Here is an 18,389-nt window from a genome sequence, read left to right on the forward strand (position 1 = left end):
ATAGAGTAAAATGATACTAGCTATACTTGTAAAAATAACAATAGTAGTTTGAATATAAGCTATTTTTAAAGCAGGAGCTTCAATAACTTCTATATTTTCGCCCGCACAAGTTGTATAACCATCAACATTAACACAAATACCAAATCTATTGTTACCATTTTGTGTGGTATAGCTGAAAATATTATAATCACCAGCTTTTTCATAAGCTTTAGCAACTGTTATAATATCTGGATTTTGCTTATCGCTAACTAATGATTTGTCAGTTGAGGCAAATACAGTATAAGCTTGGTCAAATACAAAGGTTCTTCCTGGTAGTTCGCTAAATTCGTTTTGTAGATCTTTTACCAAAACATCAATAGCTAGTATACCTATAAATTTACCATCTTTGATTAATGGCATAGAGTAGGTAAAACATGGTAAACCAGTTGTTGCATCAATATAAGATGCGGTAATGTATAAGCCATTTTTCTTTCTAGCCTCTATATAAAATTCTCTTGTAGTAGCATCGTAATTATCTGCTTTTCCGTAAATTCCATAATCTAAGCCTTTGCTATCGCTATCTGGATCACTTACTATTAACTCACCGCTTGGTTGAGCTATATAAACAGCTAAATAACTATTCATATCTCTAACTGTTTTTAGTAAATTACCTGTATTATCCATAAGTTTTTCTTGAGTGTTAAGTTCGCTATATGGAAGCTTTAAGATGGCTTGAGAAAGTTTTTCCAAAGAATGCACATTGAGCTTTTTGAAATCTCTCATTGATTTTTCTGCAGTTCTTACATAATTAGTTTCAGCTTTTACTACCTCATAATTTAAGGCTTTTTTTGTAAAAATAAAACTAACAACGCCAAGTATTATAAGACATACTATAGCTATAATGTTTGCTATTAATGAAATTTTTAATTTGATACTTTTCATTAATTAAACTCCTTTGATGTTATGGTGAATTTTAAATGAGTTTATTATATCATTAAAAATTAAAAAAGAAACAAATATTATTTAAACGATAAATTTTTATAAAGAGTATTTAAGAGCCCAAAACATGCTTTTGAAAGTATAGTGTAAGTCTCATCAAAATTCCCACTATACCAAGGATCAGGCACTTCGTCATATCCTAATTCTAAGGCAAAAGAAGTGATTTTGTGAATTTTATGTTTTGCATTTGGAAAATTTTTAACTATATCATTATAATTAGAATTATCCATTACGATAATTAAATCATTATCCTCGCACATTTTTAAATTTAGTTTTTTACTACAAAATGGCTTAGAATTTATATTTTTGTTATCTAATAAAGCTTTAGTTTTATAATGCATATCCTCCCCATCGTGGTAACCTGAAGTACCTGCGCTAGAAATAATAAATTCATTATTTAAATTTGCTTTTGATATAAGATCCTTCATAATAAATTCGGCCATGGGAGAACGACAAATATTACCTAAACAAACAAAAATAATTTTAGTCATATTTTTCCTTTTATTTTTGTGTAGTTTTTTCAAAATTATAGCAGTATTTCAAAATATTTTTAAAGATTAATTAAAACTAAGATATAATTTTTCATTAATGGGGAGCTTTTGCTGAGAGGAAGTATAACTTCGACCCTTGAGAAGTTTGGTAATGCAAACTTTGAATTCTTGCAAAAACTTTCCTTTTTTATAAAAAAAGGATAAAAATGATACAAGCAAAAACAAAAACTAAAATTCCTATCTTAACTATAGCAGGAAGTGATTGTAGTGGTGGAGCTGGCATACAAGCTGATTTAAAAACTTTTAGTGCTCATAATTTATTTGGTATGAGTGTAGTTTTAAGCGTTGTGGCTGAAAATACTGCAAGGGTGATTTCTTGTTTTGATATACCCACTAAGATAATAGATGAGCAAATGCTAGCAGTTTATGAAGACATAGAGCCAGCTGCTGTGAAAATTGGAATGTTAGGTTCAAAGGAAATCATAATTTGTGTAAAAGAAAATTTATTGCGTTTTAAAGCTAAAAATGTAGTGATTGATCCTGTGATGTTTGCAAAAAATGGCTATGCTTTAATGCCTTTAGAAAATTGTCAGTTTTTTAAAGATGAAATTTTATCTTTAGCTGATGTACTTACTCCAAATATTCCCGAGGCTGAGTTTTTGTGTGATTTTAAAATACTTAATGAGGAGGATATGAAAAAAGCCGCTATAAAACTTCACAAAGAAGGTGCAAAAAGTGTTTTGATTAAAGGTGGACATAGTAAATATAACACCAATGATGTTTTTTATGATGGAAAGGAATTTAGTATTTTTAAAGCAGAAAAAATTAATACAAAAAATACACACGGCACAGGTTGTACATTAAGTTCAGCTATAGCTAGTAATCTTGCCTTAGGTAAAGAAAAACATGAAGCTATAAAACTTGCTAAAGATTATGTGTATGGAGCTATATTAAATTCTTTAGCACTTGGAAAAGGTTGTGGCCCGACTAATCATTTTTTTCAATATGACAAGGAGTAAAAATGATTATTAAAGCAGTAAGAGAAAAAAATCCTTTGATTCATCATATTACTAATTATGTTACAGCTAATGATTGTGCAAATGTAACTATAGCAATGGGAGCAAGTGCTGCTATGGCTGATTTTTATGAAGAGCAAGCTGATTTTGCTAGAATAAGTTCAGCCTTAGTATTAAACACAGGTACGATTAATCAACTTATAGCAAATTCTATGTTAAAAGCAACTAAAGAATATACTTTATTAAATAAACCTATAATTTTTGATCCTGTTGCTTTGGGTGTGAGTAAGGCAAGAGATGGGATTAATTTTGAATTACTTAATCTAAAAGGTATTAGTATTGTTAAGGCAAATGCATCTGAAATGGCTAGTGTTATAGGTTTAGATGGTAAAGCAAGAGGGGTTGATAGTACTTTTGTAATCGATAATGAGTTTTTAGAAAAAGCTAAAGAATACTCTTATAAAACCAAGCGTGTTTTAGCTATAACTGGAAAAATTGATTATATTATAAATCAAGAGCATATTGCTAAAATTTATAATGGCTCAATCATGGCTACTAAGATAACTGGAGCAGGTTGTATGTGTGCTTCTTTGTGTGGAGTTTTTGCAGGAGCGTTAGAAGATAAATTTCAGGCTAGTTTATATGCTTTGCTTAGTTTTGGCATAGCTAGCGAAATCGCTCAAGAGCTTTCTAGTGGAAGTGGTAGTTTTAGAGTGAATTTAATCGATGCTTTAAGTAATTTAGATGATGAAGAAATTAAAAAAAGAGCCAAATATGAAATCATTTAAAATTTATCTTGTCGCAAGCAAGGGTGAAAAAAGCGAAAGCGAGTTTTTAAATATTTTAGAAGCTTCTTTGAAAGCTAAGATTGATATTTTACAACTTAGAGAGAAAAATCTTAGTACTTTAGAATTTTATAATCTTGCTTTAAAAGTTAAAGCTTTGTGTGAAAAATACAACACACCTTTTGTGATAAATGATAGAATCGATATAGCCATGGCTGTGAATGCAAATGGAGTGCATATAGGACAAAAGGATATGCCTTTAAAAAAAGCAAGGGAGCTTTTAGGCAAAGAAAAAATCATAGGGCTTACGATCAATCATAAAAATGATCTTATTAATACTCAAGGTGCTACTTATCTTGGAGTGGGGGCTGTTTTTACTACGCCTAGCAAGCAAGATTGTGTTGTGCTTGGCATAGATGGATTAAAAGAAATTGCTAGTTTAGCTTCTTTACCTATTGTGGCTATAGGTGGGATAGATGAAGTTAATTTAAATTTGCTTAAAGATTGTAATATACAAGGTATAGCTGTGGTTAGAGCGATAATGCAAGCAAATGATCCTTATATAGCAACTTTAAATTTAAGATCAAATTTTGATAAAACTTTTATAGGAAAATAATGATTTATTTTATAGGGGATAAAGAATTTGATGGTGTTAAGACTATAAGATTAAATGAAATTAAATTTCTTGATTTTGAAGTTAATTTAAAGGAATTTGATTGTTTAATCATTAGCTCCAAGAATGCATTAAAAGCATTAATGTCAAGTAAAAACAAAATTGATTTTGATATTAAACTTTATGCTGTGGGAGAAAAAAGTGCTGATTTTGCAAAAGAGCTTGGCTTTAAAAATGTCAAATATCCTAGCAAGGCTTATGGTAAAAATTTAGCTAGTGAGTTTTTATCTGAGTTTAAAAATAAAAAATGTCTTTATTTAAGAGCGAAGAAAATTAGTTCAGGTCTTGATGAGTATTTGTTAAAAGAAAATATCCTTTTAAAACAATTAATCGTTTATGAAAATATAGCCATAGAGCCTAAAAAAGATGAGTTAAAAATACATCATCCAAGTGTTTTTATCTTTAGCGCTCCTTCAAGCATAGAGCAATTTTTGAAATTTTTTGCATTAGAAAAAGAAGATAAAGTTGTAGTTATAGGTCAAAGTACAGCTTTAAAACTTCGTAATTTTAAAAATTTATATATATGTAAAGAACAAGATCTAAACTCTTGTTTAAAATTAGCTAAGAGTTTAGATTTTTAAAAGTTTTATATAATAAAAATGAGGCAATAAAAATCATACAAATATCACCCACTAAAGTGGCTAGCCAAACTCCATTTACTCCTAAAAATTGCGTTAGTATAAATAAGGATAAAAATGGGAAAATAAGACTTTGGGAAATAGAAATTCCTAAAGAAAGCAAGGGTTTATCAAGTGCTGTGAAAAATGAAGCGCAGAGTTTTCCAAACCAAGAAAATAAAAACGAAAAAGAAAAAAATATTAAAGCATTTTGTGCTATATGGATAAAATCTTGGTTGTTATCTTTGTTAAAAACACTTACTATAAGGTTATTGAAAAAATAAACAAATAAAAACACTATTGTGCTTACACCCCAAGAAGCAAAAAACATTCTTTTAAAAATAGCTTGAATTCTTGCAATATTTTTGTGTCCATAATTATAACTTAATGCAGGTTGCATAGCATCACACATGGCCAAAACTAGCATGAAAACAAAAGTACTAAGATATAAAATCACAGAAAATGCTGCAACAGCTGTACTTCCAGAAAGTTTAAGCAAGAAAGCATTAGCTAAGATGGTATAAAAAGAGCTAGAAATATTAGAAAAAAATTCAGATGAGCCATTATAGAGTATATTTTTTAGTATTTGCAGCTTGATTATTGGTTTTTTAAATTTTAAAGTTAAATCTTTAAAAACAAAAGGTAATATCCCTAAAATGCTTCCTAAAAACATACCTATGCAAGTTGCTAAAGCTGCTGAAAAAAGTCCCCAATCAAAAACCACTATAAAAAGCCAATCAAGAAAAATATTGCTCAAAGCAGTAATGATATTAACTATCATGCTATAAAAAGTTTTTCCACAAATCCTAAGATAATTATCCATAGCAAAAGCTAGCATAATAAAGGGAGCAAAAATGGCAAAAATTTGCATATATTCAGTAGATAAACTTTGAATATTCTCATTAGCTCCCATAAAAACACTTAATGTTTTTGCTAAGAAAAATCCTAAAATTCCCATTAAACAAGAAATTGCAAAAATAAGAACTATGCAAAAAGAAAAAATAGCTCTTGCTTTTTCAATTTTTCCTTTACCTAGATTAATTGCTATTTGCACTGATGAACCTATGGCTATCATATCAGCTAGAGCAAAACTTATCATGATAAAAGGCATCATTAAATTCATAGCAGCAAGCGCATCTGAACCTAAATATCTTCCAACAAAAATTCCATCAATAATCACATAAAGATAGATAAAAGCCATGCTAGCCATGTTTGGCAAAGCACATTTTATAAATAGTTTGGTAGGATTTAATGTAGTGTAAAAATTATGTATTGACATAGCTTTCCTTATTAAAAATTATTTTATTTAAAATTTTATAGATAAAATAAATTTAATAAAGAGATTCTATGCCTTCTATAATATCTTTAAAATATGGATCAACAATGATAATGAAAAAATTTTTGAAAAACATTTATATCACCCAAATTTTAAAAATATAATAAATATTTGGCATTATATTTAAGCTGTAATTATAAATTTCTTAATGTAAATTTTAATTTTTTTTAGACGATTTTTATAAACCCACAAAAAAAGGAGCAAGGATGCAAATAAATTCGTATTCACGCGTGGCAGTAGAGTCGCAAGTTAGCAATAGGAAGGCTAATTTGAATACAAAACTTGAAGATGCCAATACCAAAAGTGCTAATAGCACAAAAGATATAGATGAGGATAAGCTTAGTAAGCTTGCTAGTATGGGAGGAAAAGGCATAACCGAGCTTTATGCTATGAATTTTATGCAGCAAGTATTTAGCATGAGTTCATCCAATGGTCTATCTCAGGCAGGGATTTTTCAAGGAGCTCAATCTAAGGATTCTTTAACAGCTATTTTATCAAATGTAGATTTTAAAGCTATAGGATATGAAGGTAAAGATATACTTAGTTTAAATGCTGATGAAGCAAAAGAGCTTATTGGGGAAGATGGATATTTTGGTGTAGCAAAAACATCTCAAAGATTGGCTGATTTTGTTATTAATGGGGCTGGTGAAGACATGGAAAAACTTCAAAAAGGTTTAGAGGGTCTAAAAGCAGGATTTGCACAAGCGGAAAAAATGTGGGGTGGCAAACTTCCTGATATCAGCTATGAGACAATTGATAAAGCTATTGAAACAGTAACTCAAAAAATTAACGAAATGGGTGGAAATTCTTTAGATATCAATGCATAAATTTATATCCCTAGTACATAAACTAGGGATTTAGTCTATTTTTAAAACACTTAAAAATGCTTCTTGAGGTAAATGCACCTTACCAATAGCTTTCATTCTTTTTTTACCTTCTTTTTGTTTTTCAAGAAGTTTTCTTTTTCTAGTAATATCCCCACCATAACATTTTGCGGTTACATTTTTACCCATGGATTTTACATTTTCTCTTGCAATAATTTTATTTCCTATGCTTGCTTGGATAGCAACTTCAAAAAGCTGTCTTGGGACGATTTCTTTCATCGCTTTTACAAGCTCTCTGCCCTTGCTTAGTGCTTTTTCATTTGGCACTATGATGCTTAGTGCATCGACATTTTCACCAGCTACTTTAATATCAAGTTTTACAAGATCTCCCACTCTAAATTCAATAGGCTCATAATCAAAACTAGCATAGCCTTTGGTAAGTGATTTAAGTTTATCGTAAAAGTCCATAACGATTTCGTTTAAAGGTATATCATACTCAAGTAAGACACGCTCAGGAGTGATGTAATCCATCTTAACTTGCATACCGCGTTTGCGATTTAAAAGAGTGATTAAATTCCCTAGGTATTCGCTTGGAGTTATGATAGTTGCTTTTACATAAGGTTCTTTTATATGATCGATTTTATTTACCGGAGGTAGTTCGCTTGGATTTTGAATTTTTAAAACTTCTCCATCGGTTTGATAAATTTCATAAGTAACAGTTGGAGCAGTGGCAATTAAATCAAGGTTAAACTCACGCTCAAGTCTTTCTTTAATAACCTCCATATGCAAAAGACCTAAAAAACCAACTCTAAAGCCAAATCCTAAAGCTAATGAAGTTTCAGGTTCATAAGTAATAGAACTATCATTAAGTTTTAATTTATCTAAAGCATCTCTTAAATCTTCAAATTTATCCGTTTCTATAGGATATAATCCTGCAAAAACAAAAGCTTTGGCTTTTTCAAAACCACCAATGGCTTCTTTTGCTTTATTTTTAGTTAGTGTTATGGTGTCACCTACTTGAACATCGGCGACATTTTTAAGTCCAAGCACGATAACACCCACTTCACCTGATTCTAATTTTTTAGTTTTTATAGGGCTTAATGGATGAGGATAGAAAAGATCTTGCACGAGATGTTTTTTATCTGTACTCATAACTAAAACTTCATCATTTTTAGCAATATTTCCCTCATAAATTCTAACTAAAGCCAAAGCTCCAAGATAATTATCAAACCAAGAATCATAAATTAAAGCTTTAGTAGGTGCTTCATCATCAGTTTTTGGCGCAGGAATTTTTGTGATGATAGTTTCTATGAGTTCTTTTATACCTACACCTGTTTTTGCGCTAACACAAATTGCATTAGAGCAATCAATTCCTATAATATGCTCTATTTCGTGTTTAACCTTTTCAATATCAGCCGAAGGAAGATCAATTTTATTAATCACTGGTATGATTTCAAGATCATTTTCTAAGGCTATATAAACATTGGCTATAGTTTGAGCCTCTACTCCTTGAGAAGCATCAACAACAAGTAAAGCCCCTTCGCAACTTGCTAAAGAACGACTTACTTCATAGGAAAAATCAACATGGCCTGGAGTGTCTATTAAATTTAATACATATTCTTCATTGTTAAATTTATAATTTAAACGCACAGATTGAGCTTTTATAGTTATACCACGCTCTTTTTCTATATCCATAGTATCCATTACTTGGGCGCTCATTTGTCTATCGCTAATTGCTCCGCATTCGCTGATAATTCTATCAGCTAATGTGCTTTTACCATGATCAATATGAGCTATAATAGAGAAATTTCTAATATTTTTCATCAAAAAACCTTAAGATTGTCTCATTTTTCTTTTTGCTAGGCCTATTTGCTCATAAGCATCAATTTCTTTTTTCAAAGCTTTATATCTTTTTTTTAGCTCATTGTTTAAAAATGAAATGTTTTTAGGAGTAGCATTAGCATTGGCTGAAATAGCACTAATGAAATCAAGTTTTCTTTTAGTGGCGCTGTCTTTTGGATTAGATCCTAGTTTTTGTGAATTTAAAAATTGCAAAATTAAGGCTTGAATTTCTTGAGAGTTGTTTGCATTATTTGCTTTAGATATAAAATCTTCTATATTGCTTATTTTTGGAGTTTTAGCTGGATTTGATTTGCTTGGTTGTTTTTCTTTGTGCATGAAAAATAATATCAAAAGAATTCCAAGTATGATAATTATCACTAAAGCTATAACTAAAAAAATAAAAAGAGAATTATTCATTTAAAACTTTCCTATAATTTTGTTGCATAAGATCTTTTAAAATAACTTGCTAAGCTTAATGCTACCATAAATAAAAATCCCCAATACACATAATCAGGAATTTTCACAGAATCTCCTGCTGCATAAGAATGCATACCAGTTAAAAAGTAATTTACACCAAAATAAGTCATGATAATTACCCAATATGCAAACATGGAGCAAACTGAAAAAATGTATTGATTTGCCCATTTTGGTACCATTCTAATGTGCAAAATGGCTGCATAAACTAAAATACTAATTAAAGCCCAAGTTTCTTTAGAGTCCCAACTCCAATATCTTCCCCAGCTTTCATTTGCCCATATAGCACCTAAGAAATTTCCAACTGTAAGTAAGCAAAGTCCTAAAATCATAGCCATTTCGTTGATTCTTGTTGCTTCTGTAATATTTCTTAAAATGTTTTCATTATGTTTGCCATTGATTTTTAGCATACATAATAAAATAAGTACAAATATACCTAATAATGCACATAATCCTAAAAATCCATAGCTAGCAGTAATAACCGAAACATGTATTGTTAGCCAATAAGATTGCAACACAGGAACTAAATTGGTAATTTGCGGATCCATTTGGCTAAGATGAGCTACACCTAAAGTAACTCCTGCTAAAATAGAGGTTAAAGAAAGTGCAATAGGACTTTTTCTCGAAAAGAAAATTCCAGATAATGATAAAGCCCAAGCTATATAAACCATGCTCTCATATGCATTACTCCATGGAGCGCGACCTGCTATATACCAACGCAAAGCCAAACCTAGAGTATGGATGAAAAATGCCACAATATTAAACACATAAACACATTTAAATATAAAATCAATGCGAATTTTTGGCAGAAGCATTTTAACAAAAACTATAATCAAAAGTAAAAATCCAGCGCATAAATAAAGCGGAGCAAGATTTACAAAAATTTGACTTTTGTTGAAAAAGATTTCTGTATTAATTTTTTTAGCACTTGGCATAACTTCATGGCCGTATTTTTCTTGGTAATTTTTGATAATATTTAAATTTTTAGTTGCTTCATCCCAGTTGTTATGTGCAATAGAATTACTAACTGCATTGAAATAATTTTCTAAAATGCTTCTTACTTCTTTACCTTCTTCGCCTTTTAAACCTATATATGCTTCGCGTGGTGCCACCCATTGATTATTGGTGCTATTTTGCAGTGGAATAAATTTAAAAATATCTCCTGAAAAAATTAAATTTACAATATTTACTCTTTCATCAAGCTTGATTATTTCTTTATCAAAAACACTTCTACGATTTGGATTTTTTCTATTAGCATTTTCTACATATTTTTGTAGTTTATAAGCATCTGTAGTGAAAAAATCTTTAAAACTAGTATAAGCCCTAGGTTCAATACCTAAAACTTTAGAAATTTCTTCATTAACCAAGCGACTTGTTGGCATAAATATAATATCTTTATCGTACCATGTACTGCCATCAAAAATCATTGATATGATAGTTGCTTCGGCACTTTGGCCTTGAAAGGTTGTGTTTTTGTATATTTTTTCTAAAACTTCCATAGCTAAAGTATTAAAAGGAACCATTCTACCATCAGGTTTTTGTACTACTAAAGAAGCAAGTTCTTTAGCATGTGTTTCATCTACCTTGATGGGTTCATTTGCATAAGTATTTTGGCTTGCAAAAAAAACTAATATAAATGTCAATATCGCACTTGTTTTTTTCAAGGTGTCTTGATTGATTAATTTAGCTAAAGTCCTAAATCTTGAATGAGGATTTAAAATATTTAAAAACATTCCTAATGTAAGTAAAAAGTATCCAATATATGTAGGAATTTTACCCGGATCTTTATTAACTGAAAGTATGGTGCCAAGCTCATCTTGATCATAAGAACTTTGGTAAAATCTATAACCTTGATAATCTAAAACATTATTCATAAAAATCTTATATTCTAATTTTTGTTCGGCATTATCAATTTCCACATAACTTGCATAAGACATAGGCGACATCGAGCCAGGATAGCGTTCTAGTTCAAAGTCTTTTAAGTACATTTCAAATGGCATTTCTATTCCTTTAGGCCCCCATCTTAAAAAGAAAGGTTGACCTGCTACATCAATACGGATAGGCGAGTTGTATTCTACTAGGAAAACTTCTTTAGATTCTCCTTTATAGCTTAATTTTAATTTTAAAGCATTAATAGCATTTTCTGAAAGTTGAGTTGGCATATATTTAGTGCTTTGTGCAAAGTCTTTGAAATTATTTAATAAAGAATTATTCCAATATTTTGCCTCACCAAATAAAGAAATCAAAGCATTGCGTCCTAGCTCTATCCAACTATTTTTAAACCAAGTAAAAAAGCTTTCATCTTGAGCTTGATTAACGCCTTCTAAGGTTTTTTTACCATGTAAAGAAGCAAATTTTACCACTAAATTAATATCATTAAAAGAATATAATCTTAAATCTTTAGCTTGTGCTTTTTGATTTGCTTTTAAAATGTTTTCTTTACCATCACTCATTGACATGTATTTTAAATCAAAATCAGCACTAAGCTTTAGATCTTTATCAATTTTTATATAAGGACTTGGAGCAGAGTCGTTTAAAAATGCTATATTGACACCATTGATATTTTTTATATCTCCTGCTTGAAAAAGCAATTCTTTAGATTCGTTATTTTGTGAAAGCATTAAAGATAAAAGAGGAGCAGAGTTGTTATCATCGATATAAATTTCTTTTGCATCTAAAATCAAATTTTCATATGAAATTTGAGCTTTTTCATCAGGTAATATTAAATCAAATGAAAAATCATTTACAAAAGGTAAAGTGGCAATATATTCAGATTTTGCAGCACTATATACTTTATCATCTTTTAAGGTTGCTATGTAGATATAACTTTTTGAGGTTTCAATGATATTATTTTTTTCGTTTTCTCTAATGTGTAAATTTCCTTCAAATCCCATATATCTAGTCATAGCTGAACCTAGTAATATAAATAAAAATGAGATATGAAAGATTAAAAGTGGTATTTTTTTCTTGTTAAACATTTTATATTTAAAAAGAGCTGTTAAAAGATTGATTCCTAATATGAGCTGTATAAAGCCAAACCAAGATGTTCCATATATCATGGCCCATGCTGTTGGAGTATTGTAAGCACTTTCTATAAAAGTAGCTAGAGCGCAAAATAGGGCAAAAATTAAAAATAAAAAAATAGAAATTTTTATATCCCCAAAAGCTAAAAGTTGTCTTCTCATGATTTAAGCTCCAAGGTATTTTTTTCTAATCTCATCATTACCGATAAGATCTTTTGCAGGTGCATGCATAGCGATTTTACCATTTTCTAGAACATAAGCATAATCGCTGATTTTTAAAGCTGAAAATGCATTTTGTTCCACTAATAAAATAGTAATACCTTCTTCTTTTAATTTGACTATAATATCAAAAACCTCTCCAACTATTTTTGGAGCAAGTCCTAGCGAAGGTTCATCTAGCATTAAAAGTTTTGGCTCACTCATAAGAGCTCTTGAAATAGCCAGCATTTGAGCTTCTCCACCGCTTAGAGTTCCCGCTAATGCATTTTTTTTATCTTTTAATCTTGGGAAAAGTCTATACATTTGATTTTTCAAATGTTCATAGTTTTCTGCATTATTAAAAGCACCAATTTTTAAATTTTCTTCTATAGTGAGATTTATAAAAACTCTTCTTCCTTCAGGTACCAATGCTATACCTTTTTGTACTAAAGTATGAGGTAAATGTCTTTGAGTGTCATAACCTAAAAAACTTACTTCACCAGTTTTTTTAACACAATTTAGCATTGCATTAAGTGTTGATGTTTTTCCTGCACCATTTGAGCCTATCAAGCTAACTATACTTCCTGTTTTTATGGTAAAATCTATACCTTTAACAGCTTCTATTAAGCCATAATAAACATGTAAATCTTTAACTACTAGCATTAAAATCTCCCAAATATGCACTAATTACTTCAGGATTTTGAACAGCATCACTTGGCTTTCCTTCAAAAATAGTCTTACCATAATCAAGCACCATAACCCTATCGCAAAGCTTATTTACAAATTTCATATCATGCTCAATAAGCAAAACACTGATTTTTTTATTATTTCTTATATCAAAAATCAATTCAGCCAAATCATCGCTTTCTGTTGAATTCATACCTGCTGCTGGTTCATCTAACAATAAAAGTTTAGGATTTGTTGCCAAAGCTCTTGCTATTTCAACTTTTCTTTGTTGTCCATAACTTAAACTAGTGGCCCTTTCATCAGCCAAATGAGCAATATTGAGTTGTTCTAAAATTTCATAAGCTGCTTTTTTTGCATTTTTTTCTGCTTTGGAGAATCTTCCCAAATGTAAAAAAGCTTCAAAAATATTATATTTAATACTCTTATCAAAACCAATTAATACATTTTCTAAAACACTCATGCTAGAAAAAAGTCTAATGTTTTGAAAAGTTCTTGCTATGCCTAGATGAACTATTTTGTGCGGCTTTAAATGGTCAATCTTTTTTCCTAGAAAAAATACTTCTCCGCTGCTTGGTTTATAATTTCCTGTAATAATATTAAATAGTGTCGTTTTTCCTGCGCCATTTGGACCTATAAGTCCAAAAATTTCGCTTTCTTTTATAGTAAAAGAAGTATTTGCTATAGCACTAACTCCACCAAAATTTTTATGGATTTTTTTAAGCTCTAAAATCATTTTTTATTCCTTTTAGAAAACTTAAATAAAATATCTGTTAATTCTTTATCACCCATTATTCCTCTTCTTGCAAAAAGCATTACTAAAATCAATATAACAGAAAACACAACCATTCTAAGACCAGGCATAGCAGGAGTTTCATAACCAAAAATATTCATACTCTCATCTAAAAATCTTAAATACTCACTTCCACCTATTACTAAAATAGCTCCTATGATAGCACCAGTAGTTGAACCTAAGCCGCCTAAAACAATGATGATTAAAAGCTGAAAAGTAAATAAAAAGTCAAATTGTTCAGGTGAAACTGAAGCTAGTGCGCAAGCTAATAAGCCTCCTCCAACACCTTCTAAAAATGCTGAAGTACTAAAGGCTAAGGTTTTAATATTAAAAGTGTTAATACCCATTGCTAATGCTGCATCTTCATCATCTCTTACAGCTTTCATGGCTCTACCAAATTTTGAACTAACAATATTTAAGATGATAATAACAGAAAATATAGCAATCCCACCACTCCAGTATAAGGTAGTATGTTTAGGAATATCGTTTAAGCCCAAAGAGCCATTTGTAACAGAAGCAAAGTTAATTGCCATAAGCTTGATAATAATTCCAAAGCCTAGTGTTACAATAGCTAAATAATCTCCTCTAACTCTAAATACTGCAAAGGCTAAAACTAAAGATAAAAGCATAGCACAAACCCCAGCAGCAAGTAAAGCTACAATAAAGCTTGGCGAATGAATCATCAAAATAAAACTACTTGGATCCTCTAAAGAAAACTGATCGATTTTGCTTTCACTTGTAAGTAAAACTAAGGCTGCAACATAAGCTCCTATAGCTACAAAACCATTTGGCTCTAATGAAAATTGTCCTGTAACTCCATTGATAAGATTATAACTTACCGCTAAGATTACAAAAATAGCAATATTGCTTAAAATTCCTATTTTATAATCGTTAAAAAAATAAGGAGATATAAAAAGAAAAGCAAGCGCTATAATAAAGAAACTTAAATGTGTAATTTTTCTTGCAATCATTTTAAAACCTACTTTTTTCAAAATTAATACCCAAAATTCCAGTTGGTTTAAAAAGTAAAATTAATACCAAAAAGATAAATGCAAATGCATCTTTAAAACCAGAAAGATCAGGGAAAATAGCAACAACAACAACCTCTGTAAAACCTATAATCAAACCACCTAAAACTGCTCCGGCAACAGAACCAATACCACCTAAAACAGCAGCGCCAAAGGCCTTAAGTCCTATAAGAGTTCCCATGCTAGGTTCAACAGAAGGATAACTAACAGCCCAAAAAATACCACCAATAGCAGCTAAAGCTGAACCTAGTGCAAATACAATAGCGATAATACGATTTGCATCAATTCCCATTAAATTTACAGTATGAATATCAAAAGCTAAAGCCCTAATAGCAATGCCATATTTGCTTTTATAAAGTATGAATAAAACCACTAATAATATAAAAAATGTCAAAATAGGCACTAAAATACTATTAATGCTAATGCTGATATTATTAAAATTAATCACTGTTTCAAGATAGCTTGGCACAGGAAAATACTTTGGTGTTGAGCCAAATAAAACATTAAATACATTTTGTATTAAAAAACTTATACCTATGGCTGTGATGAGTAAAGAAATTCTAGGTGCTTTTCTTAGAGGTTTATAAGCTACCCTATCAATAGCTATACCTAAAGCTGCTGCAAATAACATAGCTAAAGAAAGAGCACCTAAGAAAGGTACATTCATGCTTGTAACACAAAATAAAGCCGAATATGCACCCACCATCATAATATCACCATGTGCGAAATTAATCAGTCTTAAAACACCATAAACCATTGTATAGCCTATGGCGATAAGTGCATACATACTACCTAAACTAAATCCATTTATAATTTGCTGTAAAATTAAAGAACTATCCATTGAACCTCTTAAAATTTTTATTTATGGTAGAATCGAGTCTTTATAAACTTGTTTTTGATTCTCTATTGATTTTATAACAATTGAGCGCGTGGCATTACCTGTTTTGTCTATACTAATCACCCCGCTAACACCTTCAAATTTAGAAGTAGCATGAATGTTGTTGTTGATACATTCACTATTGAAATCATTAACGCATTTTTGCATAGCTTCAAAGATTACAAAATATGCATCTGCACCCATAGCTGTAAAATTTGGAACTTCTTTGCTTTGTTTTTCTTTTTCATAGGCTAATATAAAGTCTTTTGAAAGCTGTGTTGGAGGGTTATTATAATCAAAACTATCTGTAAATAAATATCCTTCTGCTGCATCTTGAGCTAGATTGATAAAAGTTTCATCGGCAACTCCATCTGCTGAACCCATAGGAATATTAACACCCATTGCTTTTGCTTGGCGTGCGAACAAAGAAGCCTCAGTGTAATATACTGGAAGATAAATAAAATCAGGTTTTAAATTTTTAACTTGAGAAAGTATAGCTTTAAAATCTTTATCGCCTGCTGTAATTCTAAATTTATCTAAAATTTTTCCACCTTGTTTGCTAAATTCTTTTTCAAAGGCCCTAGTTAAACCTAAAGAATAATCTGCACTTTGATCGCTAATTATCACAGCTTTAGTGTAATTTAACTTATTTTTTACATAATTAGCCAAAGATGAACCTTGAAAGCTATCCATAAAACAAACTCTACTGGCATATAATTTTTTATTTAAAATTTTATCAGCAGTAGCAGCAGGAGCAACCACTGGTATCTTTTTTTCCTCGCCAATTCTTATCACTTGTAAAGTATTAGCTGTTAGCATTTCTCCAATAAGTGCATAAGCTTTATTTTGCGAAATTAATCTTGTGCTAGCATTTGCGCTTTCTATTTTATCACCTTTTGTATCTACTACAATAAGATTTACCTTATCACCATTACTTAAAGTATTTTTCATAGAATTTGCAATTTTCACTCCATCTAAAGCACTTTGACCATAAGCTGCAGTAGATCCTGTTAGAGGTAAAACTACGCCAATGTTAATTTCTTTTGCCTGTATGATATTACAAGCTATGATAGACAATATAGCTATACTAATTTTTTTCATAGTTTAACCTTTCAAGGATTAATAATAGTTTTATAAACTTGTTTTTGTTCTTGTATTTCTTTTATAACTACAGAACGACTTGCATTGCCACTAGCATCTATGCTTATAACTCCACCTACGCCTTCAAAATTATTAGTAGAATGAATTTTTTCATTAATGCATTGTGCGTTAAGATTATTAGCACATTCATTCATTGCATTTACCATCACATAATAAGCATCAGCTCCCATAGCAGAAAATGCTGGAAGCTCTTTGGTGCCATGATCTTTTTCATAAGCATTGATGAAATTTTTAGACAAAGTTGTTGGTGGATTGTTATAGTCAAAACTATCGGTAAAGATTACTCCATTTACGGCATCACCCCCAAGTTCAATAAATGTTTTATTATTTACCCCATCACCTGCACTTAAAAGTTTATTAAAACCAACTGCTTTTGCTTGTCTTGCTATTAAAGCTGCTTCTGGATGGTAAATTGGCATATAAACAAAGTCAGGATTGATACTTTTAAGTTGTGAAACAATAGCTTTAAAGTCTTTATCGCCCGATGAGATGGTTAATTTTTTAAGTATTTTCCCGCCATTTTGTTTAAATTCTTTTTCAAAGGCTCTTGCTAAGCCTAGTGAATACACATTGCTTTGATCAACTATTACAACTACAGTTTTTAAATTTAAATCTTTGTATGCATAGTTTGCAAATTTATCTCCTTGGAAGCTATCCATAAAACAAACTCTACTAGCGTAGCTTTTTTTATCCAAAAGTTTATCGCCTGAAGCAACAGGGGCTATTACTGGGATTTTTCTTTCTTCAGCTATAGATAAAACTTGCATAGTATTTGGTGTAACAGCTTCACCTATAAGTCCTAAAACTTTATCTTGAGAGATAAGTCTAGTGGTGGCATTTGCTGCTTCTATTTTATCGCCTTTTGTATCTATGGCTATGATTTTAACATTATCTCCGTTTTTTAAATTTGGATTTAAGGTATTAGCTAGTTTGATACCTTCATATACATCATTACCATAAGCCGCTAAAGCGCCAGTAAGTGGTAAAATAACTCCTATTTTTACTTCCGCAGCATAAATTGAACTAGCACAAAGCAAGCTAGCTAGCAGTAGATTTTTTTTCATGAAAACTCCTTTTTTATTTTAAAAATGTATTATGTTTTGTTTTTGGTGCTGGTTCTTCTTCTAAAAGATCTTTTTGATTAAGCTCAATAGAAAAATTTTGCCCCTTTAAGTAAGCTATAATGTGATCCATATCACTTCCACTTAATTTTTTGGTGTATATGCTCATTTGAATGTTATCGCTTGATTGATCTTTAAAATATCCATTAGCATAGTCTTTTAAGGCACCTTTGATTTCTTCTGGGCTTAAATCTTTAATAGCTTTTTTACCATAAGAATTTTTTTCTCCATTTTCTCCGTGACAGGTGTTACATTTGTTTTTAAAATATATTTCTTTAGCTTTTTTTAAATCATAGCTAATATTATCATTAAAAGTATAAGTAAATAAAGACTTTATATTAAAAGCCATTAAAGAATTTATAAATAAAATACTAATTATAAATGAGCGTAACATAATATGCCTTTTTTAAATATAAATAAAGCTCGATTATATCTAAAAAAAATAAACAATTTTATCTCAATCTCACT

The 18,389-nt window shown here is 30.2% G+C and carries 18 protein-coding genes; 5 read left to right on the forward strand and 13 right to left on the reverse strand.

The window, feature by feature from the left end; genetic code table 11:
- The coding region (locus L8W57_RS07150) for a PDC sensor domain-containing protein (protein WP_263662273.1) at positions 1 to 921 on the reverse strand (921 nt) is incomplete at its 3' end.
- 77 nt (positions 922 to 998) lie between these two features.
- Complete coding sequence (locus L8W57_RS07155) at positions 999 to 1,469, reverse strand: low molecular weight protein-tyrosine-phosphatase (protein ID WP_133319828.1); 471 nt, start codon at positions 1,467 to 1,469, stop codon at positions 999 to 1,001.
- 206 nt (positions 1,470 to 1,675) lie between these two features.
- On the opposite strand from L8W57_RS07155, the gene thiD reads away from it, so the two are divergent.
- From thiD to L8W57_RS07175, 4 genes are read left to right on the forward strand one after another with little or no spacing between them, the layout of a single operon-like run.
- The gene (gene thiD, locus L8W57_RS07160) at positions 1,676 to 2,488 is read left to right on the forward strand and encodes a bifunctional hydroxymethylpyrimidine kinase/phosphomethylpyrimidine kinase (protein ID WP_133319829.1); all 813 of its coding nucleotides are present in this window, start codon (positions 1,676 to 1,678) and stop codon (positions 2,486 to 2,488) included.
- Positions 2,489 to 2,490: 2 nt separating this feature from the next.
- Entirely contained in the window at positions 2,491 to 3,273 is a 783-nt protein-coding gene (thiM, locus tag L8W57_RS07165) for a hydroxyethylthiazole kinase (protein WP_133319830.1), read from the forward strand.
- The gene (gene thiE, locus L8W57_RS07170) at positions 3,260 to 3,886 is read left to right on the forward strand and encodes a thiamine phosphate synthase (RefSeq protein ID WP_133319831.1); all 627 of its coding nucleotides are present in this window, start codon (positions 3,260 to 3,262) and stop codon (positions 3,884 to 3,886) included. Before thiM ends, thiE begins: the two co-directional genes overlap by 14 nt.
- Complete coding sequence (locus tag L8W57_RS07175; protein ID WP_318529546.1) at positions 3,883 to 4,524, forward strand: uroporphyrinogen-III synthase; 642 nt, start codon at positions 3,883 to 3,885, stop codon at positions 4,522 to 4,524. The genes thiE and L8W57_RS07175 overlap by 4 nt, the downstream gene beginning before the upstream one ends.
- Here the strand turns inward: L8W57_RS07175 and L8W57_RS07180 are convergent.
- Positions 4,505 to 5,833, reverse strand: a complete 1,329-nt coding sequence (locus L8W57_RS07180) for an MATE family efflux transporter (protein ID WP_243705658.1) — start codon at positions 5,831 to 5,833, stop codon at positions 4,505 to 4,507. The two genes, L8W57_RS07175 and L8W57_RS07180, sit on opposite strands and share 20 nt — an antisense overlap.
- Before the next feature lie 269 nt (positions 5,834 to 6,102).
- On the opposite strand from L8W57_RS07180, the gene L8W57_RS07185 reads away from it, so the two are divergent.
- Positions 6,103 to 6,723: a hypothetical protein gene (locus tag L8W57_RS07185; protein ID WP_133319834.1), complete on the forward strand. Its 621-nt coding sequence runs from the start codon at positions 6,103 to 6,105 to the stop codon at positions 6,721 to 6,723.
- Positions 6,724 to 6,753: 30 nt separating this feature from the next.
- Here the strand turns inward: L8W57_RS07185 and lepA are convergent, their stop codons facing one another.
- Genes lepA through L8W57_RS07235 form a run of 10 tightly spaced genes read right to left on the reverse strand, consistent with a single transcriptional unit; the run spans position 6,754 to position 18,318 of the window.
- Entirely contained in the window at positions 6,754 to 8,544 is a 1,791-nt protein-coding gene (gene lepA / locus L8W57_RS07190) for a translation elongation factor 4 (RefSeq protein ID WP_039628652.1), read from the reverse strand.
- A 9-nt stretch (positions 8,545 to 8,553) separates the two neighbouring features.
- On the reverse strand, positions 8,554 to 8,979 hold the full coding sequence (locus L8W57_RS07195; protein ID WP_133319835.1) for a hypothetical protein: 426 nt from the start codon (positions 8,977 to 8,979) through the stop codon (positions 8,554 to 8,556).
- An 11-nt stretch (positions 8,980 to 8,990) separates the two neighbouring features.
- The gene (ccsA, locus tag L8W57_RS07200; protein ID WP_133319836.1) at positions 8,991 to 12,221 is read right to left on the reverse strand and encodes a cytochrome c biogenesis protein; all 3,231 of its coding nucleotides are present in this window, start codon (positions 12,219 to 12,221) and stop codon (positions 8,991 to 8,993) included.
- Positions 12,222 to 12,224: 3 nt separating this feature from the next.
- On the reverse strand, positions 12,225 to 12,920 hold the full coding sequence (locus L8W57_RS07205) for an ABC transporter ATP-binding protein (protein WP_133319837.1): 696 nt from the start codon (positions 12,918 to 12,920) through the stop codon (positions 12,225 to 12,227).
- The gene (locus tag L8W57_RS07210; protein WP_133319838.1) at positions 12,907 to 13,677 is read right to left on the reverse strand and encodes an ABC transporter ATP-binding protein; all 771 of its coding nucleotides are present in this window, start codon (positions 13,675 to 13,677) and stop codon (positions 12,907 to 12,909) included. The genes L8W57_RS07205 and L8W57_RS07210 overlap by 14 nt, the downstream gene beginning before the upstream one ends.
- Entirely contained in the window at positions 13,674 to 14,705 is a 1,032-nt protein-coding gene (locus L8W57_RS07215; RefSeq protein WP_133319839.1) for a branched-chain amino acid ABC transporter permease, read from the reverse strand. The genes L8W57_RS07210 and L8W57_RS07215 overlap by 4 nt, the downstream gene beginning before the upstream one ends.
- A 1-nt stretch (position 14,706) precedes the next feature.
- Positions 14,707 to 15,603 (reverse strand): branched-chain amino acid ABC transporter permease, encoded by an 897-nt coding sequence (locus L8W57_RS07220; protein ID WP_039628648.1) that lies wholly within the window; start codon positions 15,601 to 15,603, stop codon positions 14,707 to 14,709.
- Positions 15,604 to 15,624: 21 nt separating this feature from the next.
- Positions 15,625 to 16,740, reverse strand: coding sequence for an ABC transporter substrate-binding protein (locus L8W57_RS07225; protein ID WP_263662275.1), 1,116 nt, complete (start codon positions 16,738 to 16,740; stop codon positions 15,625 to 15,627).
- An 11-nt stretch (positions 16,741 to 16,751) separates the two neighbouring features.
- Complete coding sequence (locus L8W57_RS07230; RefSeq protein WP_133319841.1) at positions 16,752 to 17,864, reverse strand: ABC transporter substrate-binding protein; 1,113 nt, start codon at positions 17,862 to 17,864, stop codon at positions 16,752 to 16,754.
- A gap of 13 nt (positions 17,865 to 17,877) precedes the next feature.
- Positions 17,878 to 18,318 (reverse strand): c-type cytochrome, encoded by a 441-nt coding sequence (locus tag L8W57_RS07235; protein WP_412175282.1) that lies wholly within the window; start codon positions 18,316 to 18,318, stop codon positions 17,878 to 17,880.
- Positions 18,319 to 18,389: the final 71 nt, after the last annotated feature.

Source organism: Campylobacter sp. IFREMER_LSEM_CL1890 (assembly GCF_025772045.1).
In the GTDB taxonomy this organism is placed as follows: Bacteria; Campylobacterota; Campylobacteria; order Campylobacterales; family Campylobacteraceae; genus Campylobacter_D; species Campylobacter_D lari_D.